This is a genomic window from Variovorax gracilis, assembly GCF_030317115.1.
In the GTDB taxonomy this organism is placed as follows: Bacteria; Pseudomonadota; Gammaproteobacteria; order Burkholderiales; family Burkholderiaceae_C; genus Variovorax; species Variovorax gracilis.
Window position 1 is genome coordinate 1 of sequence record NZ_JASZYF010000024.1, and the last position, 22608, is coordinate 22608.

Here is a 22608-nt window from a genome sequence, read left to right on the forward strand (position 1 = left end):
TGCCGCCAGCTGGTTGGCCTGGCGAGCGTTGTCCGCGTTCTGCTTCACCGTGCTCGTGAGTTCCTCCATCGACGCCGCCGTCTGCTCCAGCGAACTGGCCTGCTCCTCGGTACGCGACGACAGGTCCTGGTTGCCGGCGGCGATCTCCTTCGACGCCACCACGATCGAATGGGTGGCGGTCCTGATGCGGCTCACGAGGTCGGTGAGCGTGTCTTCCATTTCGCCCATGCCGCGCAGCAGCCGGCCGAAGTCGCCGCCGCGTTGGGTCTCGAACTCCTGGCTGAGGTCGCCCGAGGCGACGGTCTCGGCGATCAGCAGTGCCTCGTCGATCGGCTCGACGATGCTGCGCGTCAGCCGCCATGCGAGCAGCGCGCCGAGTGCGATCGCCAGCAGGGACAGGACAACCACGTTGGTACGGCCCGAGCGATAGAGCGCGTCGATCGCCGTGGCCGATTTGTCGATCTGCGCCTGCTGGTGGCTCAGCATGGCGCGGATGCTCGCGTCGTAGTTCTCGAGCGTGGACAGGAGCTTCTCGCCGCTGAGCCGTGTGGCCTCCGCGAGATTGCCTTCGGCCTTGAGCTTGAGGATCGCGCTGCGAAGGTCGACGTACTCGGCGCGCTTCTTCTTGATGTCGGCGCTCAGCGCGAGTTCTTCGGGCGATGCCAGTACATCCTCGAGCTTCTTCTGCGTCTCCGAGATGATGGCGCTGGTCTTGCTCATGTTCTTCTGCAGGAACTCCTGCACCTCGGGGTCATTGCTCTTGAGCAAGGCGAAGGTGCGCACGCTGTTTGTGCTGGTGGCAAGCAGCCAGCTCGCGGCCAGGCGTTCCTTCTCCAGCGAACCCCTCGCCAGCTCGTGCGTGGCTTCGCCCACGCTCTGCAGCCGCATCACGCCGACGCCCGCGATGACGGCCACCAGGGCGAGCACCAACGCAAAACCGCCACCCAGGCGGGTACCAATCTTCCAATCCTTCATCGCTTCTCCAAATACGTCTGTTGTGTCCGTTATTTCGTCTGCCTGCCGGCGAAGCCCCCTCAGGCCGCCATCTTCTCGATGAGGCCCATGTCCTCGCTGGACATGAGCCGGTCGATGTCCACCAGGATCAGCATCCGCTCGTCCAGCGTGCCCAGGCCGATCAGGTAGTCCGTGTCCAGCACCGAGCCCATCTCCGGCGCCGGCTTGATCTGTTCGGCCGACAGCGTGATCACGTCCGACACGCTGTCCACCACCATCCCCACCACCCGACCGCCGATGTTCAGCACGATCACCACCGTGAACTGGTCGTAGCTCGGCGTGCCCAGCGCAAACTTGATGCGCATGTCGATGATCGGAACGATGATCCCGCGCAGGTTCACCACCCCCTTGATGTAGTCCGGCGCATTCGCGATCCGCGTCACCGCGTCGTACCCCCGAAGCTCCTGCACCTTCTGGATGTCGATGCCGTATTCCTCCTCGCCCAGCGTGAAGGTGACCACCTCCAGCCGGTTTGCGTTCGCGAGGGCCGCGGAGGCAGCGCCGCCCGCGTGTTGATGAAGGCTCTTGATCTCTGCCATGGAAGTCCTTTGCGTGGGCTGGGAGGGTTGTTCAGGAAGCGGGGCGGCCGGCTGCGCGCCGATCAGCCGAATTTCTGCATGATGCGAACGAGCTTCTGCCCGTACTGCGGATCGGTCGCGTAGCCGGCACGCTGCAGTCCGTGCGCGGCTTCGGTGGGGTTGTCGGTGGCCAGCACGTTGGCGTAGCGCGGATTGCGCGTCATGAAGCGCGCGTAGTCGGTGAAGGCCTCGTCGTAGGAGGCATAGGCCCTGAACTTCGCGCGAATGCGCTGGGGCTCGCCGTCGACGTATTCGGTGGTGGTGGTCTCGACCACCGGGCCCTGCCAGCTCCGGTCGGCCTTGATGCCGAACAGGTTGAAGCTCTGCGTGCCGTCGTCCGCGCGGATCTCGCGCTTGCCCCAGCCGGATTCGAGCGCGGCCTGCGCCAGGATCAGCGGCGCTGGAACACCGCTCGCATTGCTTGCGGCCTGCGCCGATGCACCCATGCGGTTGACGAACTGGTCGACATGACTCTGAAGGTTCGCGGCGGCATTCGATCCGTTGCCCGAGCGGTCGTTGTTGACCTGGTAGAGGCTCAGGTCGACCCGCGCCGACGAGGGCTGGGCGACTTGCGTGGGTTGTGACGGCGAGGACCCGAGCGGAATGCCCGATTGCGCATGCAGCGGCAAGCCGCCGCGTGGCAGCAGCGACATGGCGGCCGGTTCCGCCCCGTCGTCGGAAACGCCCGTGGCGATGCTGCGCTGGAGCTGGGCGAGCATCGCCTCGGCCAGGCCCACGCCACGCCCCGACAGGCTCTGCGTGAGCTGCTGGTCGAGCATCGACGTGTAGATCTTCTCGCTCTGGCTGTCGAGCAGGCCGCTGGAGGGCGAGGCCTCCCGCATGCTCTTGAGCACCATGCTCATGAACAGTGCCTCGAACTGCCGCGAGACCTGCTTCAGGCCTTCCTCGGGCGAATTACGGACGGTGCGCCGCAGCGCATCGACCCCCTGCACGTCGAGGGCAAACCGCTGGTCGAGCGCGCCGGTGCGGCTCGCCGCATCGGCGCCGGTCCTTGGAGTGGCTGCGGAGATCGCCATGACGGCCTCAGATGATCTCGAGCTCGGCGCGCAGGGCGCCGGCCGACTTCATGGCTTGCAGGATGGACACCAGGTCCTGCGGATTGGCGCCCAGCGCGTTCAGCCCCTTGATCACGTCCGCGAGCGAAGCCCCGCCACGCACCATCTGCAGCGCGCCGCCGCCCTGATTGACCGAGACCTGCGAGGTTTGCGCGACGACCGTGCTGCCATTCGAGAACGGACCCGGCTGGCTGATCACCGGCTCGGTGTTGATGACCACCGACAGGTTGCCGTGCGCGACCGCGCAGTCGCCCACGCGCACGGCCTGGTTCATCACGACGGAACCGGTGCGCGCGTTGACGACCACCCTGGCCGCGGCCTGGGTCGGCGTGACTTCCAGGCTTTCGAGGCGCGCAAGGAAGCCGACGCGCGCCTGCGGCGATTCGGGCGCGCGCACGCGGATCACTCGGGCGTCCACTGCGTCGGCGATGCCTTCGCCGAACTGGCGGTTGATGGCCTCGACCGTCCTCTGGGCCGTGCCGAAGTCCGAGCGCATGAGTTCCAGCGTGAACATGCCTTCGCCACCGACGGAGGCCTCGACCGTGCGCTCGACGATGGCGCCGGCCGGAATCCGGCCCGAGCTGAGCTGGTTGATCTGCACCTTGGTGCCGTTGGCCGATGCGCCCGCACCGCCGACGACCATGTTCCCCTGCGCGATGGCATACACCGCGCCGTCCACGCCCTTGAGCGGCGTCATCAGCAGCGTGCCGCCGCGCAGGCTCTTGGCATTGCCCATGGACGACACCGTCACGTCGATGCTCTGCCCCGGCCTCGCGAACGAAGGCAGCGTGGCCGTGACCATCACCGCCGCCACGTTCTTGAGTTGCATGTTCACGCCCTGCGGGATCGTGATGCCGAGCTGCTGCAGCATGTTGTTCAGGCTCTGTGTCGTGAACGGCGTCTGCATCGTCTGGTCGCCGGTGCCGTCCAGTCCCACCATCAGCCCGTAGCCGATCAGCGGGTTGTCACGCATGCCCTGGATGCTGGCGAGTTCCTTGAGCCGCTCCGCATGCGCGGGCGACAACAAGGCAGCGGAGCAGGTGGCGACAAGTCCCCAACGAACCAGGACGTTGAAAGGCCGCTTCCAGAAATGCCGCGGAGCCGGCTTTGCCGGGCCGCCGGCATTGCCCTGTGCAAGGGGGTTGGCGCAGCGACACGAAGTGCGCGAAGACTGGGGGTGTTTCATATCTAGAACGGCATGACATTGAGGAAGAAGCGCTGCATCCAGCCCATGTGCTGTGCCTCGTCGATGTAGCCCTTGGCCGTGTATTCGATGCGTGCGTCGGCCACCTGCGTCGACAGCACCGTGTTGTTGCCGGTGACGGTGCGCGGGTTCACCACGCCGGAGAAGCGAATGAATTCGGTCCCCTGGTTGATGCCCATCTGCTTCTCGCCGCTCACCTGCAGGTTGCCGTTGGCGAGCACGTCGGTCACCGTGACGGTGATCACGCCGTTGAAGTTGTTGGCCGCGTTGGCGCCGCCCTTCGCGATGAGGGCGTTGGTGCCGGACATCTTGGCGTCCTGGTCCCGCAGCAGTCCGCCGAGCACCTTGGGCACGGACTCGAAGGTCGCGCCCATGCTGCCGTTGCGGCTCGCGTTGGCGCCGGAGTTCTTGCTGGCGTTGAGCTTCTCGCTGATGACGATGGTCAGGATGTCGCCGACGTTGCGCGGCCGGCGGTCCTCGAACAACGCGACGTCGCGCCCGGCGGCCTGGAAGATCGCGCCCGTCCCGGGCCGTAGCTGCAATGCATCCATCGAATCAGCGCGCGCCGTCATCGGCTGGTGCACCAGTGGATCGCGCGGAAGCTGCGCACAGCCCGTCGCCAGCACGACGATAAAAAGGAGCATCAAGTGCCGGATGCCACAAACGCCGCGGAACCGGCTCTGCCGGCCCGCTGGTGTTGCCCCCTGCAAGGGGGCTGGCGAAGCGACACGCAGTGCGCGAAGCCTGGGGGTCATCACAACTGGGTCAGACGTTGCAGCATCTGGTCGGACGTCTGGACCGCCTTGCTGTTGATCTCGTACGCGCGCTGCGTCGCGATCATGTTGACCAGCTCTTCCACCACGTTGACGTTCGAAGCCTCGGTGTAGCCCTGGCTCAGGATGCCGGCGCCGTCGACGCCGGGGTTCACCAGGTTCGGTGCGCCGGACGAATCGGTCTCGGTGTAGAGGTTCTCGCCCATGCTCTGGAGGCCGGTCGGATTGAGGAAGGTCGCGAGCTGGAGCTGACCGACCTGCACGGTGGCAGTGCTGCCCGCCTGCGTGACCGACACGATGCCGTCGCGACCCACCGTGAGGCTGGTGGCGTTCTGCGGGATGGTGATTGCCGGCTGGATGGGAAAGCCGCTCGCGGTGACGAGCTGGCCGTCGCGGTCGGTCTGGAAGGAACCGTCGCGCGAGTACGAGGTCGTGCCGTCCGGCATCAGCACCTGGAAGAAGCCGGCGCCGTTGATGGCGACGTCCTTCGGGTTGTCCGTCTTGGTCATGTTGCCCTGCGAATGCATGCGCTCGGTGGCGACCACACGCACGCCGGTGCCCACTTGCAGGCCCGAAGGCAGGCGCGTCTGGTCGGAGGTCTGGCCACCGACCTGACGCAGGTTCTGGTACATCAGGTCCTCGAACACGGCGCGGCTCTTCTTGAAGCCCGTGGTGCCGACGTTGGCGAGGTTGTTGGACACGACGTCGAGTTGCGTCTGCTGGGCCTCGAGGCCCGTCTTGGCGACGTAAAGGGAACGAATCATTGAATTACTCCTGCGGGGGATTGCGGGCGGGGTCCGGCTCAGCCGTAGGCCAGCAGCTTGTTGGCCGACTGCGCGTTGGTGTCGGCGGTCGAGATCGCCTTCATCTGCATTTCGAAGCTGCGTCCGTTGGCGATCATGGCGACCATGGTTTCGACCGGATTGACGTTGCTGCCTTCGACGACGCCGGGCGCGACGGTCACGGCCGGGTCGGCTTCCGCCGGCGGCAGGCCTTCGCGCATGCGGAAGAGGCCGTCATCACCGCGGACGAGATCGGCGGTCGGCGGATTGACGAGCTTCAGGCGGCCGACCTGGGCTACGCCGGTCGCCGGATCGCCGGCGCCGCGCGCGGCGATCGAGCCGTCGGATGCGATGGTCACGGTGGACCCGGGCGGGATCACCAGCGCGCCGGCATCGCCGACGACCGGACGGGAGCCCATGGTCATCACCTGCCCGTCCGCACCCACCTGGAGGTTGCCCACGCGGGTGTAGGCCTCGCCGCCGCCGGGCACCTGCACCACGAACCAGCCTTCGCCGCGCACCGCGACGTCGAGTTCGCGGCCCGTTTCGGTCAGCGGACCGTGAGTGAAGTCGGCGCCGGGCGTGGTCGCGGCGACGAAGGCGCGCGTCGGCGATTCCTCGCCTACCACGGGCACGGCGCGGAAGCTGTTGATCTGCGCACGGAAGCCCGGCGTCGAGACGTTCGCCATGTTGTGGGCGACCGAGGCCTGCTGCTCCATGGCCTGCTTGGCGCCGCTCAAGGCGACATACAACATTCGATCCACTGCTTGCTCCTGGAAATGGGGGACTGCGTGTGTTCAGCCGCGAAGGTCAGCGGATGTTCATCAGCGTCTGCATGACCTGGTCCTGCGTCTTCACGGTCTGCGCATTGGCCTGGTAGTTGCGCTGCGCGACGATGAGGTTCACCAGCTCGGAGGTCAGGTCGACGTTGGAGGATTCGAGCGCGCCGGATTCGAGCGAGCCCAGCTTGGTGCCCTCGCCCGGCGTGCCGGTGAGTGCCTGGCCGGAGGCCAGCGTCTCGGCCCACATGTTCTCGCCCTTGGGCTCCAGGCCATTGGGATTGGCGAAGGACGACAGCACGACCTGACCGAGCAACTGGGTCTGCTCGTTGGAGAACTTGCCGGTGATGGTGCCGTCGGGGTTGATCGAGTAGGAGGTCAGTTCGCCGGAGGTGTAGCCGTCCTGCGCGAGGGCCCGCATGCCATTGGTGGCGCCGCGCTGGGTCGTGCCCGAAAGGTCGACGGTCATGGTGGCCGGGGCCGCACCGGTCGTGTAGGTCTGCACCGGCAGCGTCAGCGTGCCGCCCGCCGGCGCCGTGAGGTTGCCGTTGGTGTCGAAGGTGGCCGTCGTCAGCGCGGCACCGCCGTTCATGGTGGCGCCGTCCATCGTGCCGTAGACGTTCCAGGTGTTGGCCGGGGTGGCGGACTTCACGAAGTACACCGCGAGGTCGTGCGGATTGCCCAGCGAGTCATAGACCGGGCCGATCGCGTTCGAGTAGTTGAAGGTGTCGGAGTCGTTGGCGTTGAAAGGTGTCTTGGTCGGCACGGCTTCACGCGAGTCGAGGTTGAACTCGGCCTGGACGCTGGTGGTCGCCTTCGGTGCCATGCCGCCCGTCGGGATCTGGATCGCCGTCGGCGTGCCGCCACTGATGCCGCCGCTGGCATTGACACCATAGCCCGTGAGGCGGAGGCCCGAGGCGTTGACGATGTAGCCGTCCTTGTCCTTGGTGAACTGGCCGTTGCGCGAGTACATGACTTCACCGCTGGCGCTGGCGAGTCGGTAGAAGCCATCGCCGTTGAGGATGGCGACGTCGAGCGGGCGGCTGCTGGTCTGCGTCACGCCCTGCGTGAAGTTCTGCACCACGCCCGACACCGATGCGCCGAGGCCGACGCGCGAGCCGGCGTACACGTCCTGGAAGGTTGCGGCGGCAGACTTGTAGCCCACGGTGCCCGAGTTGGCGATGTTGTTGCCGATGACGTCGAGGTTCGCGGCGGCCACGCCGAGCCCGCTGATGCCTTGGGAGAAACTCATGAGGGATTCCTTGTTTCAGTGCGATGAAAGAGCGGCCGCAGCACCTGGGCTGCCGCCGAGGGGGAAGAAGGATGGGATGTCAGAGGAACATGCGCACGTCGGAGAGGGCGATGCTCTTGCCCGATGCGAGTTCGAGCGTGACGCCGCTCGCGCCCTGCTTGACCGCGGCCACCTGCGCGAAGGTGAGCGAGGTCGCCGCCACGGTGGCGCCATCGTTGGTGGCGGCCACCTTGAACTGGTAGGCGCCGGCCGGCACCACGTTGCCGGAATCGTCCTTGCCGTCCCAGGTCACGGCGTTGACGCCTTCGGTCATGGCGCCTGCGTCGATGGTGCGCACGGTCTTGCCGGCGGCGTCGACGATCTTGATTTCGACGTCGCCGGCCGTCCCGGGCAACTGAACCGCGAAGGCCTGGACCGCCGGGTCCTTGCCGTCCTCCGGCGCGCTTGTCTGGAGCGTGTCGCCGGGCGACAGCACGTTGTAGCCGATGAGCGATGCCGCCTGCAGCACCTGGTTGGAGCCGGTCTGGCTCACCAGGCCCGACAGCGTGGCGTTGAGCTTCTCGATGCCGCTCACCGTGCTCATCTGCGCGAGCTGCGAGGTGAGCTCGGCGTTCTCCATCGGATTGAGCGGGTCCTGGTTGTTGAGCTGCGTCACCAGCAGCTTGAGGAAGCGCTGCTCGCTGTCCGAGTTCGAGACGCTGGCGGTGCTCGCCGCTGCGCTGGCCGCGTTGGAGCCGGTGATGGAGGAGGTGTCTGCGATGGCCATGAAGGGCTTTCTGTGAGGGTTTACTGGCCGACGGTGAGCGTCTTGAGCATCAGCGTCTTGGCGGTGTTGAGCACCTCGACGTTGGCCTGGTAGCTGCGCGAGGCGGAGATCATGTTGGTCATCTCTTCGACCACGTTGACGTTGGGCATCGCCACGTAGCCATCGGCATTGGCGTGCGGGCTCTTGGGGTCGAAGACCAGCTTGGCGGGCGAGGAGTCCTCGATCACGCTCGCGACCTTGACGCCGCCGATGTCCTGCTGGCCCGAGGCGGCCACTTCGAAGACGACCTGCTTGGCTCGGTAGGGCTGGCCATCGGGGCCGGCGACGCTCTCGGCGTTGGCGAGGTTGCTCGCGGTCACGTTCATGCGCTGCGATTGCGCCGCCATGGCGGAGCCCGCCACGCTGAAGATGTTCATGGAGGAGCTGGGGTACGGCATGCGGGTCTCCGGGCGCTTACTGCTGGACCGCCGACAACAGCGTCTTGATCTTGGCGCCGAGCACGGTGAGGTTCGACTCGTAGCGCAGCGCGTTGTCGGCGAAATTGATGCGCTCGGCATCCATCTCGACGGTGTTTCCGTCAATGCTGGATTGGCTCGGCACGCGATAGAGCAGGTCCTGGTCGGGCATCGCCTTGGCGACGCCTTCCAGGTGGCGCGACGAAGTGGTCGCCATCGCCACGGACTGCGACTGCCGGCCCTGCTCCACGGCCTGCGCGAGCCGGCTGTTGAAATCGAAGTCGCGCGCCTTGTAGTTCGGCGTGTCGGCGTGGGCGATGTTGGAGGCCAGCACTTCCTGGCGCTGCGCCCTGAGATTGAGTGCTTCGCGGTTGAAGCGAAGCGCTGCATCCAGCTTGTCGATCATGTGGTTCCATCAGTTGAGGCATCGCTTCCGCACGAGGGCATGGCGACTGATGGAAAGCGAGTCTATGCACGCCTCTCTTTTGCAATGGGCCGAACAAAGGGGGTTTTCTCCAGCACTTCGCACCTTCGGCGGGAGGGGTGTCTTCCTAGAATCGACCGCGATGGAACTACGCAAGCCCTGGAGCCGCCTTCTGCGCACCGCCCTGCCGACGGTCATGGCCGGCATGGGCGCGGCGAGCGCATTCGCCGCGGCGCCGCTGCCGGATGCGGCCCGTTCCGCGATCGACAAGTTCCTGCAGGTGCAGACGGCCGGCCTGCCAGGCAAGGTGACGTTCATCGTCAAGGCGTCCGCATCGACCGTCTTTCCGCCTTGCAATGACTTCGAGGCTTTCATGCCGGCCGGGGCCGCGCCGTGGGGACGCGTGTCGGTCGGCCTGCGTTGCCGCGGCGACAAGCCCTGGATGCGATTCGTGCCGGTCCACGTGGCCGTGGAAGGCCGCTACTACGTCGCCGCGCGCGCGATCGAGGCCGGCGAGGCGGTCGGCGCCGGGGATGTCGTCGAGCGCACGGGCGATCTCAGCGCCCTGCCGCGCTCCGTCATCACGGACGCCGCCGCGCTTCAAGGGGTCGTGACGGCCAATCGCGTCGCCGCCGGCGCACCGCTGCGCAAGGAGCTGATGCGCGGCGCGGTGGTGATCCAGCAAGGCCAGACCGTGCACCTGGTCGCGCAGGGGCAGGGATTTGTCGTCAGCACCGAAGGCAAGGCCATGACCCGGGCGGAGATCGGCGCCACCGTGCAGGCCAAGACGCGCGATGGCCGCCTGCTGACGGGCATTGCCGGCGAAGATGGGCAGATCCGGCTGTCGCAGTAGCCTGAACCCGCAATTTGTGACATAGAGAGCCTAAAGATCCCGCCCCGCCGGCCGATATACGGGTCAGCCCTTTGAGGAACCATCTTGAAAATTGATCAATCCGCCCCCTCGGCAACGCCTCTCCCCCGCACTTCCAAGGCGGTCACCGCCCCTGCGTCCGGCGCCGAAGCCGCGGAGCGCGCCAAGGAGGCAGCACAAGTGTCGGGTCAGATTCACGCCCTGCCTGCCGCCCCGGGCGGCAGCGATTTCGACGCGGCGCGCGTCGCGGCGATCCGCGAGGACATCCGCGCGGGTCGCTACCAGGTCAACCCCGAGCGCATCGCCAGCGGTCTGCTGGACAGCGTCCGCGATCTGCTCGATTCCAAGAAGAATCCATGAACACCATGCTGCTTTACCTCCACGCGGAGAAATCCTGCGTCGAGGAGTTCCTCACGGTCCTGGACGCTGAAGAGCAAGCCATGTCGAACGGCCGCTTCGGCGACCTGGAGGCGATCTCGGAACAGAAGACGCAGCTGCTGGATCGCATCGCCGAACTTGACCGCCAGCGCGAAACCGCACAGGCCGCGCTGGGATTCGAACCTGGTGCCGCCGGCGCCGACGCCGCGGCGGCTGCCGGAGGCGAAGCGACCCGCCAGGCCTGGACCGCCCTGCTCGAACTCGCCGAACGTGCCCGCGCCCACAACCTGCGCAACGGCTCGATCGTCTACACGCACCTCGACTTCACGCAGAAGGCGCTGCACTTCCTGCAGTCCAGCGTGCAGCTCTTCTATGGTCCGGACGGCGTGCGCAAGACCTCCAGCAACGGCACGCGGCTCGCCCTCGGCTGATCGGGTCGACCGGCGGGCGCCCCGAGGCGCGGCGCTCGCCTACTTGTTCGGATTGAGCAGGTACTTCTCGCCTGTCGCGTGCTTCGAGTACACCGCGATCTCGTCCAGCCCCAGCGCTTCGACCAGCGACACCTCCTTGGTGTAGCGGCTCGCAAAGGTCGTCTTGAGTTCCGCCGCCACGCGCGCCTTCAGCTTCTGCGCCCCTTCGACGCCGATTTTCTGGAGGAAGGGGAACAGCAGCCAGCCCCCCATGCCCCATGTCATGCCGAATCCGCGCGTGAACTCGGTGGGACCGCGATCCAGCCCGCCGTAGATGTAGACCTGCTTGTGGACCGTGGAGCCATAGCGGCTGTATTCCTTGGCCGTCCTGTTGATGGCCGCTTCCATGCACGTGAGGATCTGGCCGGCCAGCTTGCCGCCGCCGATGGCGTCGAACGCCAGCGTCGCGCCGGTGGCCGCCAGCGCGTCCGTCAGTTCCTGCATGAAGTCGGGCGAGGTGGCGTTGCACACGTACTTGGCGCCGATGCCGCGCAGGATGTCCTCCTGCTCCTTCTTGCGGACGATGTTGACCAGGCCGACGCCGTCCTGGATGCAGATGCGATTGAGCATCTGGCCGAGGTTGGAGGCCGCCGCGGTGTGGACCAGCGCCTTGTGGCCTTCGCGGCGCATCGTCTCGACCATGCCAAGCGCCGTGAGCGGGTTGACGAAGGAGGATGCGCCGTCGGCCGGCGTCGCACCCTCGGGCAGCCGCATGCACTGGGCGGCGTCGATGCAACGGTACTGGGTGTACATCGCGCCGCCGATCATCGCGACCGTCTTGCCCAGGAGCGCTTGTGCCTCGGGCGAGGCACCCGCAGCCACCACCACGCCGGCGCCTTCGTTGCCGACCGGCATGGACTGGTCCAAGCGCGCGGCCATGCTCTTCATGGCGAGTTCGGGGATGCTGGCGGTCACGACCGGCCGGGCTGCGGTGCCGGAGGCCTTGGCGGTCCGCAAGTCCGCGGCGCCGAAGAGCAGGCCGAGGTCCGACGGGTTCATCGGCGCTGCCTCGACGCGGACGACGACTTCGTTCGCGGCGGGTTGCGGGATCGCCTCCTCCTGCAGTGACAGTTCGAGTTCGCCGTTGTTGCGGACGAGGGTGCGGATCTGGAGCGTGGTGGCGGGCTGGGTCATGAGGGTCTCCGGGGCTGGGGGCGGCCAGTATAGGAGTGGGGGGTCAGACCTGCTCGGAGCGCTCCTGCAGCAGCCGGGCATTCGCGGCAGCGAGGGTCCTGAAGGCCTCGCTGATGCGCCTGTCGCTGGAAACACGGGTCCAGAAGAGGTGAGCGGCTTCGCACGCCGCAGCCCACACTTCGCGCTGGGAGGGCAATGGCAACGGTGGCTCGAAAATGCGCGGGGGAACCTCGCCACCGGGCAACGGCGCGTAGAACATCGGCACCATGTCATAGACGGGCGCCAACACCAGCACGTCCTGCGGCCTGAAGCTGAGGTTGCCCAGATGCATGTCCGTGTTGGCGATCAGCCGGCCGAACCACCAGAGATGCTGGATGCGGCTCTCGTCTTGTGCCGACAGCAGCGCTGCGCGGACGAGCCGGCCGGCAATCCGGGTCCAGTCCATCGAACCATCACCGATCAACGCGGCGTTGACCGTTTCGAGGCTGCAGAGACGACTCCTGCCGAACATGCCGAGGCGGTCGAAGCGCTCCACCTCGAGGAAAGTCCGGCCCGCATGCGTGACGACGCGGCTTCTTGCACTCGCAACGCCGGGCATTGTGGCGGCGCACTGCAGAGCCAGGTGTTCAGCTACCAGCAGGTCGGCCCAACGCCGGACCGCCGGCGAACCATCGGCACCGGAGAACTTCACCAGCACATGCGGTGTCGATTGCCCTTCCAGGGTGCGCAGCGCCGTGAATTTCGGAAACTCGCCGCCGGCACTCGATCCCGGCACGCCTGCCGCGATGGCGTGCTCAGCCAACTGCGCGTAGGCGGCGCCTGCCTTCGAACCGTCGAGCGGTTCGGGAGGTGCGACCTTGCCTTGAAGCCAGCGCTCGCAGGCCAAATCGCCGAGGATGAGATTGCCGCTGACGTCCCAGCCCCTTCGGCTGAGCACATAGAGGACGTCGTCGTCCGACCACTCGCCCGGATCGGCAGGAACCGCCAGTTGACGGTGCTCCGCACGCGCGAACTGGCGCCCCATGTAGCCCTGCGGACGCATGTCGTAGAGCGGGTACGGCAGGCCGTCCCACCAACCATCGCGCGATTCATCGTCAACAGGCCAGCCCGTATCCGCGATGTTCATCAGGGTGCCTCGCGGCGAGACGGACGTGAGGTGACTGACGAGTTCGGCTCGGCCGTCGGAATCCACCTCGTACAAGGGCAGATCGGCGATGTCGCCCCGCACCGGTCGTCGCAGTGCGTAGCGCGCACGACGTGCCTTGCCACTCCTCACGAGTTGGTCCCCCAACTCCGCCAGCAGGCGATGGAGCGTCGGAACACTGACGCCGATCGCTTCGGCAAGCTCGGCAGCACTCATCATCGACCGCCGGGCGAGCTGCGCGGCCAATTGGTCGCGCACAGCTTGATTGCGGGCTCGCATGCTCTTTATGAGAAGATTCTTGAGAAGATACTTCTCATTCTCTCATAGAGAAATGTATGATTTTTTCGCTTATTTTGAGATGATTTTGTGGACGATCAGACGACTCAGGGCGCCAGATCCTCCGCACCCGCATCCGGATAGGCCAGCACCCTGTCGATGCGCTTGCCGTCCAGCTCGGCCACCTCGAAGCACCAGCCCGCGCAGTCGATGCGCTCGCCGACCTCCGGCAGCTGGCCGGACACGAACATCAGCAGGCCCGCGACCGTGTTGTAGCGCCCGCGGTCCTCGTCCGGCAGCTCGCGGATGCCGAGCCGTGCGCGCAGTTCGGACACGGGCATCAGGCCATCGAGCTCCCACACGCCATCCGGACGCTCGCGCGCCCAGGCCTCGGCGTGGGTGGCGACTTGCAGCTCGCCAGTGATGGCTTCGAGCAAGTCGCGAGGTGTCATCAGGCCCTGAACCACGCCGTATTCGTCGACCACGAACACGAGCCGGCCGGCGCGCGAGCGGAACTGCTCGAGCAGTTCCATGCCGGTCAGCGTCTCGGGCACGAACACGGCCGGCTGGACGACCGGCTCGACCGTTCCCTCATGGTCGGGACCGAGCCGCAGCAGCTGCGCCACGCTCACCACGCCGACGACGTCGTCCAGCGAGTTGCGGCAGACGGGATACCACGAATGCACCAGGTTGAGCGCACCGGCCGCCGACACCTTCTGCAGGCACTGGGCAATGGTGAAGGAGGCCTCGAGCCACTCGATGTCAGCGCGCGGAACCATCAGCGATGTGAGCCTGCGATCGTCGAGGTGGAACACATTGCGCACCATCTGGTGCTCGTGCATCTCGATCACGCCCGCATCGACACCCTCTTCCAGGCTGGCGGAGATTTCTTCCTCGGTCACCACCCTCGCGGCGTTCGAGTCGATGCGCAGGAGCTTGAGCACGGCGGCCGTCGCCCCCGAAAGCAGCAGCACGAAGGGCTTGGCCGCAGTGGCGAGGCCACGCATCGGCCGTGCCACGTAGCGCGCAACGGGCTCGGGGTAGAGCTGGCCGATGCGCTTGGGCACCAGTTCGCCGAAGATGATCGTGAAGAAGGTGATGCAGGTCACCACCACCGCCGTGGAGGCAATGCTGGCGGTGCCGGTGCCCATGCCGACCGTGCGCATCCACGCAGCCAGGGGCTCCGCGAACGCGGCCTCACCCACGATGCCGCTCAGCATGCCGATGGAGGTGATCCCGATCTGAACGCTCGACAGGAACTGCGTCGGATCCTGCATGAGCTTGAGCGCCGCGGCAGCGCCCGCATCCCCCGTTTCGGCCAGGGCAGCGAGGCGCGCGCGGCGGCTGGTGGAAAGGGCCATTTCGGACATTGCGAACAACGCATTGAGCGTGGTCAGCAAAGCCAGGAGGAAAACATCCATGAACGCGGGAGAGAATGGGGAACATGGCACTTTACTTGATCGGTGACGTGCAGGGCTGCGACGAGCCCCTGCAGCGCCTCCTCGACGACATCGCCTTCTCCCCGAGCCGCGACACACTGGTCGTGCTGGGCGACCTGGTCAATCGCGGCCCCGCTTCGGCAGACGTGCTGCGCCGCATGCAACGCCTGGGCGCTTCGGCGCGCAGCCTGCTCGGCAACCACGACCTGCACCTGCTCGGCGTAGTCCACGGCGCGCGCAAGGCCGGCCGCAAGGACACGCTCGCCGGCGTGCTCGGGGCGCCCGACCGCGACGCGATGCTCGATTGGCTGCGCCATCAGCACATGGCTCTTCACCAGAAGGTCGGCGGCGGCGATCTGCTGATGGTGCACGCGGGCGTGCTGCCGCAGTGGAGCATCGACGATGTCCTGTCGCTCGCCGCCGAGGTCGAATCGGTGCTGCGCGGACCGGCGCTGCACGAGTTCCTGCAGACGATGTATGGCAACGAGCCGGCGCAATGGGACGACGCGCTGACCGGAAGCGCGCGGCTGCGGGTCATCGTCAACGCGCTGACGCGGCTGCGCTTCTGCACCGCCGAAGGCGTGATGGAGTTCGAGAGCAAGGATGGCGCGGGCGCGGCACCCGAGGGCTACATGCCCTGGTTCGACGTGCCCGGTCGTCGGACGGCCGACGCCACGGTGGCATGCGGCCACTGGTCGACGTTGGGGTGGGTGTCTCGCCCCGACCTGCTGTCGACCGACACCGGCTGTGTGTGGGGCGGCTGCCTGAGCGCCGTGCGCATCGGCAGAACGCCGCAGGAGCGAGAACTGATTCAGGTCAAGTGCCCGCAGGCACAGAAGCCGGGCTGAGGCGCCCCTTGATCAACCCGGTTCGACGCTCTTGAAAAGAGCGGGAACCTTGCGCTTGGTCTTGATGTTGCTGGAGATGCCCCGCGCAGGCGTGGTCTTCGCGGCGGCTTCCCAGGCGGGGGCGGCCTCGCGATCCGGCGTCTCATAGGGCTGTTCGAAGAAGGGATCGCGCGGCGCCGCAGGGGTGCGGTGCGGACGACCACCACGCACGGGACGAACTTCGCTGCGTTCGCGGGGGCGGTCCAGCGTGTCGAGCACGTCGCGCGCATCGCCGGCCTCGCCCTCTTCGCGCCAATGGCGGCGCCCGTCGTTGATGCGGCCGCGCGGGCGATCTTCCTCGAACTCGATCGCCTCGAGCTCGATCTTCTTCTTGATCAGCTTCTCGATGTCGGCGACCAGGCGCACGTCGTTGCCGCCGCTCGCAAAGCTCACGGCAAGACCCGAAGCGCCGGCACGACCGGTGCGCCCGATACGGTGCACGTAGTCCTCGGCGTTGAACGGAATGTCGAAGTTGAAGACGGCCGGCACGTCCTTGATGTCGAGGCCGCGCGCGGCGACGTCGGTCGCCACCAGCAGGTCGACTTCGCCAGCCTTGAAGGCTGCGAGCGCCTTGAGGCGCTCGTCCTGGCTCTTGTCGCCGTGCAGCGCGGTGGTCTTGAGGCCCTCGCGTTCGAGCGAACGCGCAAGGCGCGCGCAGCCCAGCTTGCTGTTGACGAAGACGAAGGCCTGGGTGATGCCGCGCTGGCGAATGATCTGCTTGAGCGCGCGGCGCTTGTCGTCGTCGCCCACGCTGTAGAAGCGCTGTTCCACCGTGGAGGCCGTTTCGTTCGGCCGGGCCACTTCGATCGTGACCGGGTTCTGCAGGTAGCTGCCGGCCAGTCGCTTGATTTCGGGCGAGAAGGTGGCCGAGAACAGCAGCGTGGTGCGCTGCTTGGGCAGGTAGGAAAGAATGCGCTGCAGGTCGGGCAGGAAGCCGATGTCGAGCATGCGGTCCGCCTCGTCGAGTACGACGTACTCGACCTGATTGAGCACCGCGTTCTTGGCCTCGATGTGATCGAGCAGCCGCCCGGGAGTGGCGACCAGCACTTCGACGCCCTTCTTGAGCTCCAGCGTCTGCGGCTTCATGTCGATGCCGCCGAACACCACCGCGCTACGCAGGTTGGTGTACTTGGCGTAGAGCTTCACCTGCTGGGCGACCTGATCGGCCAGCTCGCGCGTGGGCAGCAGCACCAGGGCGCGCACCGGATGGCGCGCGGGCGAGGTGGAGCTGTTCTCGTGCTTGAGCATGCGCTGCAGCAACGGCAGCGAGAACGCGGCGGTCTTGCCGGTGCCGGTTTGCGCCGCACCCATCACGTCCTGGCCCGCCAGAACCACCGGAATGGCCTGTTCCTGGATGGGCGTCATGGTCTCGTAGCCCATTTCGGCTACGGCACGCGCCAGCGGTTCGGCCAGGGAGAGATTGGAGAAAGAGCTTGTCATTAAGCCCTCTATTGTCGCATTTATGCTCGCCCCGAGCTTTTTTTGCTCGCCCCTGGCTTTCCGCACTGCGTGTCGCTTCGCCAACTCCCTGGCGGCTGCAACACCTGCGGCCCGGTAGCGCCGGTTCCGCGATGCTCCGGAAATGGGGCGCCCAGACCCCTTCTCGCTAGAGGTTTTTGGCGGCGAAGGTGTCGCAGTCCTGGAGATTTCCCGACTTGAAGCCGACGCCGAACCAGCGTTGGCGCTGGGCGCTGGTGCCGTGGGTGAAGCTGTCGGGCACGACGGCGCGTCCGGCGGAGCGCTGGAGGGCGTCGTCGCCGATTTTCTGGGCCGCATTCATGGCGGCTTCGATGTCGCCGGGGTCCAGCCATTGCTTGGACTGCTGGGAGTGGTGGGCCCACACGCCGGCCAGGCAATCGGCCTGCAACTCGACGCGGACGCTGATCGCGTTGTTCTGCGCCTGGCTCAAGCGGCCGCGCATCTGGTCGACCTTGTCCGTGATGCCAAGTTCGTCCTGCACGTGGTGGCCGATTTCATGCGCGATGACATAGGCCTGCGCGAAGACGCCAGGCGCGCCGAGCTGGTTCTTGAGGGTGTCGAAGAAGCCGAGGTCGATGTAGACCTTCTTGTCGCCAGGGCAATAGAACGGGCCCATGGCCGACTGGCCAGTGCCGCAGGCGGTCGGCGTCGCGCCGCGGAAGAGCACCAGCTTCGGGGTCGCGTACGAGCCGCCATGCTGGCGGAAGATGTCGCTCCAGACGACTTCGGTGTTTTTCAGAACCGTGGAGACGAAAGCAGCTTCGCGGTCGTTGGGCGGCGGCTTTTGTGCCGGCCCCTGTTGCACTTGCGGCGCGGGTTCGCCACCGCTCAACAGCCCCAGAACCGTGAGCGGGTTGATGCCAAAGATCCAGCCGGCGATGAGCGCCACGGCCACGGTGCCGATGCCGACGCTGCGCCCTCCGATCGGGAAACCGCCCCCTCCACCGCCACCGCTGCGCCGGTCCTCGACGTTGTCGGACTGCTCGTTGCCTTCCCATCTCATGTCGCTCTCCTTGCCGCTATTCCGGGCGGCGGTCGCAGGATGGTACGCGCTCAGCGGGAGACCACGTACCCAACATTCATGACGCCATCACGGGCGCTGGGGCGGGCCATGGCCGCAGTTTTCTCGGCGCTTCCTTCGGCGCTTTTTTCGGCTGCCGCCGCAGCGAAGGCGGCACGCTCCAGCGCATAGTGCGCTTCGGCCTTCTGAACCTGGGACCGCGTCACCACCACCATTGCCACGACCTGCACCAGTGCAATCGCGACCAAAGTCCCGAGCAGCAGAAGGCGATACGGGGGCATCTCACGCACGCTCTGGAAAATCGACATGTTCTCGCTCCTGTAGCCACGCCTCCTGCGTGGGATGGAACAAGATGCTGCCGATGCGCCGGGCGCCACACCCGACGCGCTGGCCCCGAGACGCTGTAGGACCGCGCCGGAGCCCCGCCTAGGGCTTTGGGAAGTGCCTCAGGCCTTCGGGAGGGTCACGCCGCGCTGACCCTGGTACTTGCCGCCACGGTCCTTGTAGCTGGTTTCGCAGACCTCGTCGCTCTCGAAGAACAGCACCTGGGCGCAACCCTCGCCCGCGTAGATCTTGGCGGGAAGCGGAGTCGTGTTGCTGAATTCCAGCGTGACGTAGCCTTCCCATTCGGGCTCGAAAGGCGTGACGTTGACGATGATGCCGCAGCGCGCATAGGTGCTCTTGCCGAGGCAAATGGTCAGCACGTTGCGCGGGATGCGGAAGTATTCGACCGTGCGCGCCAGCGCGAAGCTGTTGGGCGGGATGATGCAACTGTCGCCATGGAAGTCGACGAAGCTCTTCTCGTCGAAGTTCTTGGGGTCGACCACGGTGCTGTGGATGTTCGTGAAGACCTTGAACTCGGGCGCGCAGCGGATGTCGTAGCCATAGCTGGAGGTGCCGTAGCTGATGATCCGGTGGCCGTCCTGCTCGCGGATCTGGCCGGGCTCGAAGGGCTCGATCATCCCGTTCTTCTCGGCCATGCGCCGGATCCACTTGTCGCTCTTGATGCTCATATCAGGGTCCTTCCTCGGGGGCGCTATTCTAGGCAGCGCGCCGCCCTGCTCCCGGCGCTCAGTCGGCCAGGGCCTGCGAGATCACCGTGCGCTCGATCAACCGGTCGTCGCCCAGCACGATCATCGCGAAGAGCAGTTCTTCCAGATTGTTCGCCAGCGCGGTCTTGCGGGCCAGCAGCGGGGTGGCCTTCGGATCGATCACCACGAAGTCCGCCTCGCAGCCGGGCTGCAGGTTGCCGATGACCCCGTCGAGCCCCAGTGCGCGCGCCGCGCCGCCCGTGTGGCGCCACCAGAGCTGCGATGGCGGAATGCTCACGCCGGGCTTGGTCTGGCCTTCGCGGCCCGCGTAGTAGGCAGCCAGCATGGTCGCGAACGGGCTGAAGCTGGTGCCGCCGCCGACGTCGCTGGCCAGCCCGTAGCGGTAGCCGATGCGGTCCGCGCCCTCGAAGTCGAAGAATCCGCTGCCGAGGAAGAGGTTGCTGGTCGGGCTCACCGCGGTGGCGGTCTTCGTCTCGCGCATCAGGCGGCGATCGTCGTCGTCGAAGTGGATGCAGTGCGCGTAGACGGCGCGCTCGCGCATCAGGCCGAAACCGGCATAGACGTCGAGGTACGAGCGCGCCTGCGGGAACAGCTCGCGCGCCCACTTCACCTCGTCCTTGTTCTCGGCGACGTGCGAGTGAATCCAGGTGTCCGGGTACTTGGCGGCCAGTTCGCCTGCACCGCGCAGTTGCGCATCGGTGCTGGTGGGCGCAAAGCGAGGGGTGATGGCGTAGCCCAGGCGGTCCACGTTGTGCCACTGGCGGATGAGGGATTCGGTGTCGATCAGGCTTTGTTCAGTCTGGTCGCGTACACCGTCGGGCGAATGACGATCCTGCAACACCTTGCCCGTGATCATGCGGAGCTGCCGGCGCCGGGCGGCCTCGAAGAAGGCCTGTACCGATTGCGGATGCGAGGTCGCGAAAGTCAGCGAGGTCGTGACGCCGTTGCGCAGCAACTCGTCGAAGAACACTTCCGCCACTTCCGCCGAATGGGCGGGATCGGCGAACTGGCTCTCGGCGGGGAAGGTGTAGTTCTCCAGCCAGGGCAGGAGGCCATCGGCGGGCGCGCCGATGATGTCCGTCTGCGGGAAATGGATGTGCATGTCGACGAAGCCCGGCGACAGAATCCGCCCCGGCCAGTGCGTGACGGCAACCCCCGGATGGCGGGCCGCGACGGTCGCGAAGTCGCCGGCGTCCTGCACCCTTTGCCGCCCGTCGGCGTCGGGGCCAACGACCAGCAGGCCGTCTTCATCGAAAACCGGCTGGCCGGCGGCATCGAATCGCAAAAGGGAGGCACGGTACGCTTGCATGGGCATGGAGGGTACGGCAGCAACGCCGGTATGCAATGTGCTAGCTCATATGGACGCTATATGCCGGCAGCGCTGCCGGCACGTGCAACCGCACGATCGTACTTCCGGCCGCTGCCGGCCGCCCCCTCGCGGTCGAACATAATCCGGCCAACTCATTCCAGGAAAAGCAATGCCATCACGTGACGCCGCCAAGAGCGCCCAGTGCAGATGAAGGTGCTTCTGATCGCGAACTATGAGCCCGACGGCCAGACCAGCATGCTCGCCTTCAAACGCGTCCTGGAACGCGAGCTTCCCCGAATCGGCTGCGAACTGCGGGTGATCTCGCCGCCGAGCCGCGTGCTCAGGGGGGGCTATACCTCCCGCCGGAAGAAGTGGCTGGGCTACATCGACAAGTTCATCCTCTTTCTTCCATACCTCGCGCGGCATGTGCGCTGGGCCGACGTGGTGCATGTCGCCGACCACTCCAACGGCATGTACATCCCTCGAGTGAAAGCCAAGCCCAACGTCATCACTTGCCACGACGTGATCGCCGTGCAGGCTGCCAAGGGCCTGGTGGACGGCTGGAACGTCGGCTGGACCGGCAGGCTTTTCCAACGGCTGATCGTCAAGGGCATGGCCAGCGCCGACCTCATCGCCTGCGTTTCCGAACTGACCCGCCGCGAAGTGCTGGCCATGGGCTTCGCGGACGAGCGCAAGGTCACGACCGTGCTCAACGGCCTGAACGACGACTTCTCGCCGGTCCCGCCCGACGAGGCACAACGCCTGGTGGCTCACATGGGGATCTCGGTGCAGGACAAGTTCCTGCTCCACGTCGGCTGGGACATGGACCGCAAGAACCGGCGAGGCGTGCTCGAGGCATTCATAGCGCTGCAGGAGCGCGCGGCAGCGGCCGGCGTCGCGCCGGTGTTGAACCGGTTGCTCTTCGTGGGGCCGGAGCTGTCTGCCGAATCGGCCAGGCTGGCCCAGGAGCATGGCGTCGCGGACAAGATCCGGACAGTGCAGAACATCTCACACGAAGAGCTGCGCGCGATCTACTCCAGCGCGACGGCCCTCCTCTTCCCGTCGCTCCAGGAAGGCTTCGGCTGGCCGATCATCGAGGCGCAGGCCTGCGGTTGCCCGGTCTTCACGTCGAATTTCGCACCGATGAGCGAAATCGGCGGCGACGGCGCGGTGTACGTCGACCCCGCCGACGCGACAGCCATGGCCGCAGCCATCGAGCAGGCCGCGCCCCGGCTGGGCGAGATGCGCCGCCTTGGGCTCGAAAACGCCGCGCACTACACCTCGACGCAAATGGCAGCGAACTACGTGGCCGCCTACCAGCGCGCGATCGGGGAGCGAGCGACCCAGCCCCGGTCCAAGCCTCTGCCATGAAGAAGCTGCTGGCGCTGGGGGTGGTGTTCCTTCCGTGGAAGCTCAAGCGCTGGGTCCTGCGGCGCTTCTGGGGCTACCGGATCGCGGACGGGGCGCGCATCGGCCTGTCGTACGTCTTTCCTGGCGAGTTGGTGATGGGCGAGGGCGCCTACATCGGGCATTTCAATGTCGCGATCCACCTCGGCAGGCTGGAATGCGGCGCGCATTCGGTGATCGACCGCTCCAACTGGATCACCGGCCATCCGCCGAAGGGCGCGCATTTCACGCACCGGACACAGCGCGAGCCGGTACTCATCGTCGGCGAGCATGCGGCCATCACCAAGTCGCACATCATCGACTGCACGGACAAGATCGAAGTCGGACCCTTCGCGACCATCGCGGGCTATCACTCGCAGTTCATCACTCACGGCATCAACGTGGTCGAGGGTCGGCAGGACTGCAAACCGATCCGCATTGGCGCCTACTGCCTCGTCGGAACGCGCGTCACGGTGCTGGGCGGCGCGGTGCTGCCGGACCGGTCGGTGCTCGGCGCGGGCTCCGTGCTCAACAAGGCCCACACCGAGGAATGCGCGGTGTACGCGGGGCAGCCGGCCGTCAAGGTCAAGAGCCTCGATGCCGATGCCGCGTACTTCAACCGGACACGCGGCTTCGTTCACTGAAGCCGGGGCTGGCCC

25 protein-coding genes are annotated in these 22608 nt (G+C 66.5%); 6 read left to right on the forward strand and 19 right to left on the reverse strand.

What is annotated here, in order from left to right:
* The 11 genes from QTH97_RS28360 to flgB form a co-directional block, all read right to left on the reverse strand.
* On the reverse strand, positions 1-975 hold a 975-nt coding region (locus QTH97_RS28360), incomplete at its 3' end, for an MCP four helix bundle domain-containing protein (protein ID WP_286571873.1).
* A gap of 59 nt (positions 976-1034) precedes the next feature.
* Entirely contained in the window at positions 1035-1553 is a 519-nt protein-coding gene (locus tag QTH97_RS28365) for a chemotaxis protein CheW (protein WP_286571874.1), read from the reverse strand.
* A 62-nt stretch (positions 1554-1615) separates the two neighbouring features.
* A complete protein-coding gene (flgJ, locus tag QTH97_RS28370) occupies positions 1616-2629 on the reverse strand; it encodes a flagellar assembly peptidoglycan hydrolase FlgJ (protein ID WP_286571875.1) in 1014 nt (337 codons plus the stop codon).
* A gap of 7 nt (positions 2630-2636) precedes the next feature.
* Positions 2637-3734 (reverse strand): flagellar basal body P-ring protein FlgI, encoded by a 1098-nt coding sequence (locus QTH97_RS28375; RefSeq protein ID WP_286571986.1) that lies wholly within the window; start codon positions 3732-3734, stop codon positions 2637-2639.
* Positions 3735-3856: 122 nt separating this feature from the next.
* A complete protein-coding gene (locus QTH97_RS28380) occupies positions 3857-4516 on the reverse strand; it encodes a flagellar basal body L-ring protein FlgH (RefSeq protein ID WP_286571987.1) in 660 nt (219 codons plus the stop codon).
* A 110-nt stretch (positions 4517-4626) separates the two neighbouring features.
* Complete coding sequence (gene flgG, locus QTH97_RS28385) at positions 4627-5409, reverse strand: flagellar basal-body rod protein FlgG (protein WP_286571876.1); 783 nt, start codon at positions 5407-5409, stop codon at positions 4627-4629.
* A gap of 38 nt (positions 5410-5447) precedes the next feature.
* On the reverse strand, positions 5448-6191 hold the full coding sequence (locus tag QTH97_RS28390; RefSeq protein WP_286571877.1) for a flagellar basal body rod protein FlgF: 744 nt from the start codon (positions 6189-6191) through the stop codon (positions 5448-5450).
* A 46-nt stretch (positions 6192-6237) separates the two neighbouring features.
* The gene (gene flgE / locus QTH97_RS28395) at positions 6238-7458 is read right to left on the reverse strand and encodes a flagellar hook protein FlgE (protein ID WP_286571878.1); all 1221 of its coding nucleotides are present in this window, start codon (positions 7456-7458) and stop codon (positions 6238-6240) included.
* Between the two features lie 79 nt (positions 7459-7537).
* Positions 7538-8224 (reverse strand): flagellar hook assembly protein FlgD, encoded by a 687-nt coding sequence (locus QTH97_RS28400; RefSeq protein WP_286571879.1) that lies wholly within the window; start codon positions 8222-8224, stop codon positions 7538-7540.
* Positions 8225-8244: 20 nt separating this feature from the next.
* The gene (gene flgC, locus QTH97_RS28405; protein WP_286571988.1) at positions 8245-8640 is read right to left on the reverse strand and encodes a flagellar basal body rod protein FlgC; all 396 of its coding nucleotides are present in this window, start codon (positions 8638-8640) and stop codon (positions 8245-8247) included.
* A gap of 37 nt (positions 8641-8677) precedes the next feature.
* Positions 8678-9085 carry a flagellar basal body rod protein FlgB gene (flgB, locus tag QTH97_RS28410; RefSeq protein ID WP_286571880.1) on the reverse strand — a complete coding sequence of 136 codons (408 nt, stop codon included), beginning with the start codon at positions 9083-9085 and terminating at the stop codon, positions 8678-8680.
* A gap of 160 nt (positions 9086-9245) precedes the next feature.
* Here flgB and flgA point away from each other — a divergent pair, with 160 nt between their 5' ends.
* The 3 genes from flgA (at position 9246) to QTH97_RS28425 (ending at position 10783) form a co-directional block, all read left to right on the forward strand.
* A complete protein-coding gene (flgA, locus tag QTH97_RS28415; RefSeq protein WP_286571881.1) occupies positions 9246-9956 on the forward strand; it encodes a flagellar basal body P-ring formation chaperone FlgA in 711 nt (236 codons plus the stop codon).
* A gap of 84 nt (positions 9957-10040) precedes the next feature.
* Positions 10041-10334, forward strand: a complete 294-nt coding sequence (flgM, locus tag QTH97_RS28420; RefSeq protein WP_286571882.1) for a flagellar biosynthesis anti-sigma factor FlgM — start codon at positions 10041-10043, stop codon at positions 10332-10334.
* Positions 10331-10783 (forward strand): flagella synthesis protein FlgN, encoded by a 453-nt coding sequence (locus QTH97_RS28425; RefSeq protein ID WP_286571883.1) that lies wholly within the window; start codon positions 10331-10333, stop codon positions 10781-10783. The genes flgM and QTH97_RS28425 overlap by 4 nt, the downstream gene beginning before the upstream one ends.
* Before the next feature lie 39 nt (positions 10784-10822).
* On the opposite strand, the gene QTH97_RS28430 is transcribed toward QTH97_RS28425, so the two are convergent.
* The 3 genes from QTH97_RS28430 to QTH97_RS28440 form a co-directional block, all read right to left on the reverse strand.
* A complete protein-coding gene (locus tag QTH97_RS28430) occupies positions 10823-11956 on the reverse strand; it encodes a zinc-binding dehydrogenase (RefSeq protein ID WP_286571884.1) in 1134 nt (377 codons plus the stop codon).
* 43 nt (positions 11957-11999) lie between these two features.
* Positions 12000-13379 (reverse strand): type II toxin-antitoxin system HipA family toxin YjjJ, encoded by a 1380-nt coding sequence (gene yjjJ, locus QTH97_RS28435; RefSeq protein ID WP_286571885.1) that lies wholly within the window; start codon positions 13377-13379, stop codon positions 12000-12002.
* Positions 13380-13483: 104 nt separating this feature from the next.
* On the reverse strand, positions 13484-14797 hold the full coding sequence (locus tag QTH97_RS28440) for a hemolysin family protein (RefSeq protein ID WP_286571886.1): 1314 nt from the start codon (positions 14795-14797) through the stop codon (positions 13484-13486).
* Positions 14798-14820: 23 nt separating this feature from the next.
* On the opposite strand from QTH97_RS28440, the gene QTH97_RS28445 reads away from it, so the two are divergent.
* On the forward strand, positions 14821-15663 hold the full coding sequence (locus QTH97_RS28445; protein ID WP_286571887.1) for a symmetrical bis(5'-nucleosyl)-tetraphosphatase: 843 nt from the start codon (positions 14821-14823) through the stop codon (positions 15661-15663).
* Positions 15664-15675: 12 nt separating this feature from the next.
* Here QTH97_RS28445 and QTH97_RS28450 read toward each other — a convergent pair whose 3' ends face one another.
* From QTH97_RS28450 to guaD, 5 genes are all read right to left on the reverse strand, one after another.
* Positions 15676-17142 carry a DEAD/DEAH box helicase gene (locus QTH97_RS28450; RefSeq protein WP_286571888.1) on the reverse strand — a complete coding sequence of 489 codons (1467 nt, stop codon included), beginning with the start codon at positions 17140-17142 and terminating at the stop codon, positions 15676-15678.
* 166 nt (positions 17143-17308) lie between these two features.
* Positions 17309-18184: a KPN_02809 family neutral zinc metallopeptidase gene (ypfJ, locus tag QTH97_RS28455; protein ID WP_286571889.1), complete on the reverse strand. Its 876-nt coding sequence runs from the start codon at positions 18182-18184 to the stop codon at positions 17309-17311.
* 50 nt (positions 18185-18234) lie between these two features.
* The gene (locus QTH97_RS28460; protein ID WP_286571890.1) at positions 18235-18510 is read right to left on the reverse strand and encodes a hypothetical protein; all 276 of its coding nucleotides are present in this window, start codon (positions 18508-18510) and stop codon (positions 18235-18237) included.
* Between the two features lie 138 nt (positions 18511-18648).
* Positions 18649-19215 (reverse strand): dCTP deaminase, encoded by a 567-nt coding sequence (gene dcd / locus QTH97_RS28465; protein WP_106555705.1) that lies wholly within the window; start codon positions 19213-19215, stop codon positions 18649-18651.
* A gap of 58 nt (positions 19216-19273) precedes the next feature.
* Positions 19274-20563 (reverse strand): guanine deaminase, encoded by a 1290-nt coding sequence (gene guaD, locus QTH97_RS28470; protein WP_286571990.1) that lies wholly within the window; start codon positions 20561-20563, stop codon positions 19274-19276.
* Between the two features lie 207 nt (positions 20564-20770).
* Here guaD and QTH97_RS28475 point away from each other — a divergent pair, with 207 nt between their 5' ends.
* Entirely contained in the window at positions 20771-21934 is a 1164-nt protein-coding gene (locus QTH97_RS28475) for a glycosyltransferase family 4 protein (RefSeq protein ID WP_286571891.1), read from the forward strand.
* Positions 21931-22593, forward strand: coding sequence for an acyltransferase (locus tag QTH97_RS28480; protein ID WP_286571892.1), 663 nt, complete (start codon positions 21931-21933; stop codon positions 22591-22593). The genes QTH97_RS28475 and QTH97_RS28480 overlap by 4 nt, the downstream gene beginning before the upstream one ends.
* Positions 22594-22608 lie beyond the last annotated feature (15 nt).

Excerpts from the sequence above, each read along its gene's own strand:
- QTH97_RS28365 (WP_286571874.1), bottom strand. The coding sequence starts at position 1,553 with ATGGCAGAGATCAAGAGCCTTCATCAACACGCGGGCGGCGCTGCCTCC.
- QTH97_RS28380 (WP_286571987.1), bottom strand. The coding sequence starts at position 4,516 with ATGCTCCTTTTTATCGTCGTGCTGGCGACGGGCTGTGCGCAGCTTCCG.
- flgA (WP_286571881.1), top strand. The coding sequence starts at position 9,246 with ATGGAACTACGCAAGCCCTGGAGCCGCCTTCTGCGCACCGCCCTGCCG.
- dcd (WP_106555705.1), bottom strand. The coding sequence starts at position 19,215 with ATGAGCATCAAGAGCGACAAGTGGATCCGGCGCATGGCCGAGAAGAAC.
- yjjJ (WP_286571885.1), bottom strand. The coding sequence starts at position 13,379 with ATGCGAGCCCGCAATCAAGCTGTGCGCGACCAATTGGCCGCGCAGCTC.
- QTH97_RS28440 (WP_286571886.1), bottom strand. The coding sequence starts at position 14,797 with ATGGATGTTTTCCTCCTGGCTTTGCTGACCACGCTCAATGCGTTGTTC.
- flgB (WP_286571880.1), bottom strand. The coding sequence starts at position 9,085 with ATGATCGACAAGCTGGATGCAGCGCTTCGCTTCAACCGCGAAGCACTC.
- flgJ (WP_286571875.1), bottom strand. The coding sequence starts at position 2,629 with ATGGCGATCTCCGCAGCCACTCCAAGGACCGGCGCCGATGCGGCGAGC.
- QTH97_RS28475 (WP_286571891.1), top strand. The coding sequence starts at position 20,771 with ATGAAGGTGCTTCTGATCGCGAACTATGAGCCCGACGGCCAGACCAGC.
- QTH97_RS28425 (WP_286571883.1), top strand. The coding sequence starts at position 10,331 with ATGAACACCATGCTGCTTTACCTCCACGCGGAGAAATCCTGCGTCGAG.
- QTH97_RS28430 (WP_286571884.1), bottom strand. The coding sequence starts at position 11,956 with ATGACCCAGCCCGCCACCACGCTCCAGATCCGCACCCTCGTCCGCAAC.
- QTH97_RS28480 (WP_286571892.1), top strand. The coding sequence starts at position 21,931 with ATGAAGAAGCTGCTGGCGCTGGGGGTGGTGTTCCTTCCGTGGAAGCTC.
- QTH97_RS28460 (WP_286571890.1), bottom strand. The coding sequence starts at position 18,510 with ATGTCGATTTTCCAGAGCGTGCGTGAGATGCCCCCGTATCGCCTTCTG.
- flgG (WP_286571876.1), bottom strand. The coding sequence starts at position 5,409 with ATGATTCGTTCCCTTTACGTCGCCAAGACGGGCCTCGAGGCCCAGCAG.
- flgE (WP_286571878.1), bottom strand. The coding sequence starts at position 7,458 with ATGAGTTTCTCCCAAGGCATCAGCGGGCTCGGCGTGGCCGCCGCGAAC.
- QTH97_RS28450 (WP_286571888.1), bottom strand. The coding sequence starts at position 17,142 with ATGACAAGCTCTTTCTCCAATCTCTCCCTGGCCGAACCGCTGGCGCGT.
- ypfJ (WP_286571889.1), bottom strand. The coding sequence starts at position 18,184 with ATGAGATGGGAAGGCAACGAGCAGTCCGACAACGTCGAGGACCGGCGC.
- QTH97_RS28445 (WP_286571887.1), top strand. The coding sequence starts at position 14,821 with ATGGCACTTTACTTGATCGGTGACGTGCAGGGCTGCGACGAGCCCCTG.
- guaD (WP_286571990.1), bottom strand. The coding sequence starts at position 20,563 with ATGCAAGCGTACCGTGCCTCCCTTTTGCGATTCGATGCCGCCGGCCAG.
- flgC (WP_286571988.1), bottom strand. The coding sequence starts at position 8,640 with ATGAACATCTTCAGCGTGGCGGGCTCCGCCATGGCGGCGCAATCGCAG.
- QTH97_RS28400 (WP_286571879.1), bottom strand. The coding sequence starts at position 8,224 with ATGGCCATCGCAGACACCTCCTCCATCACCGGCTCCAACGCGGCCAGC.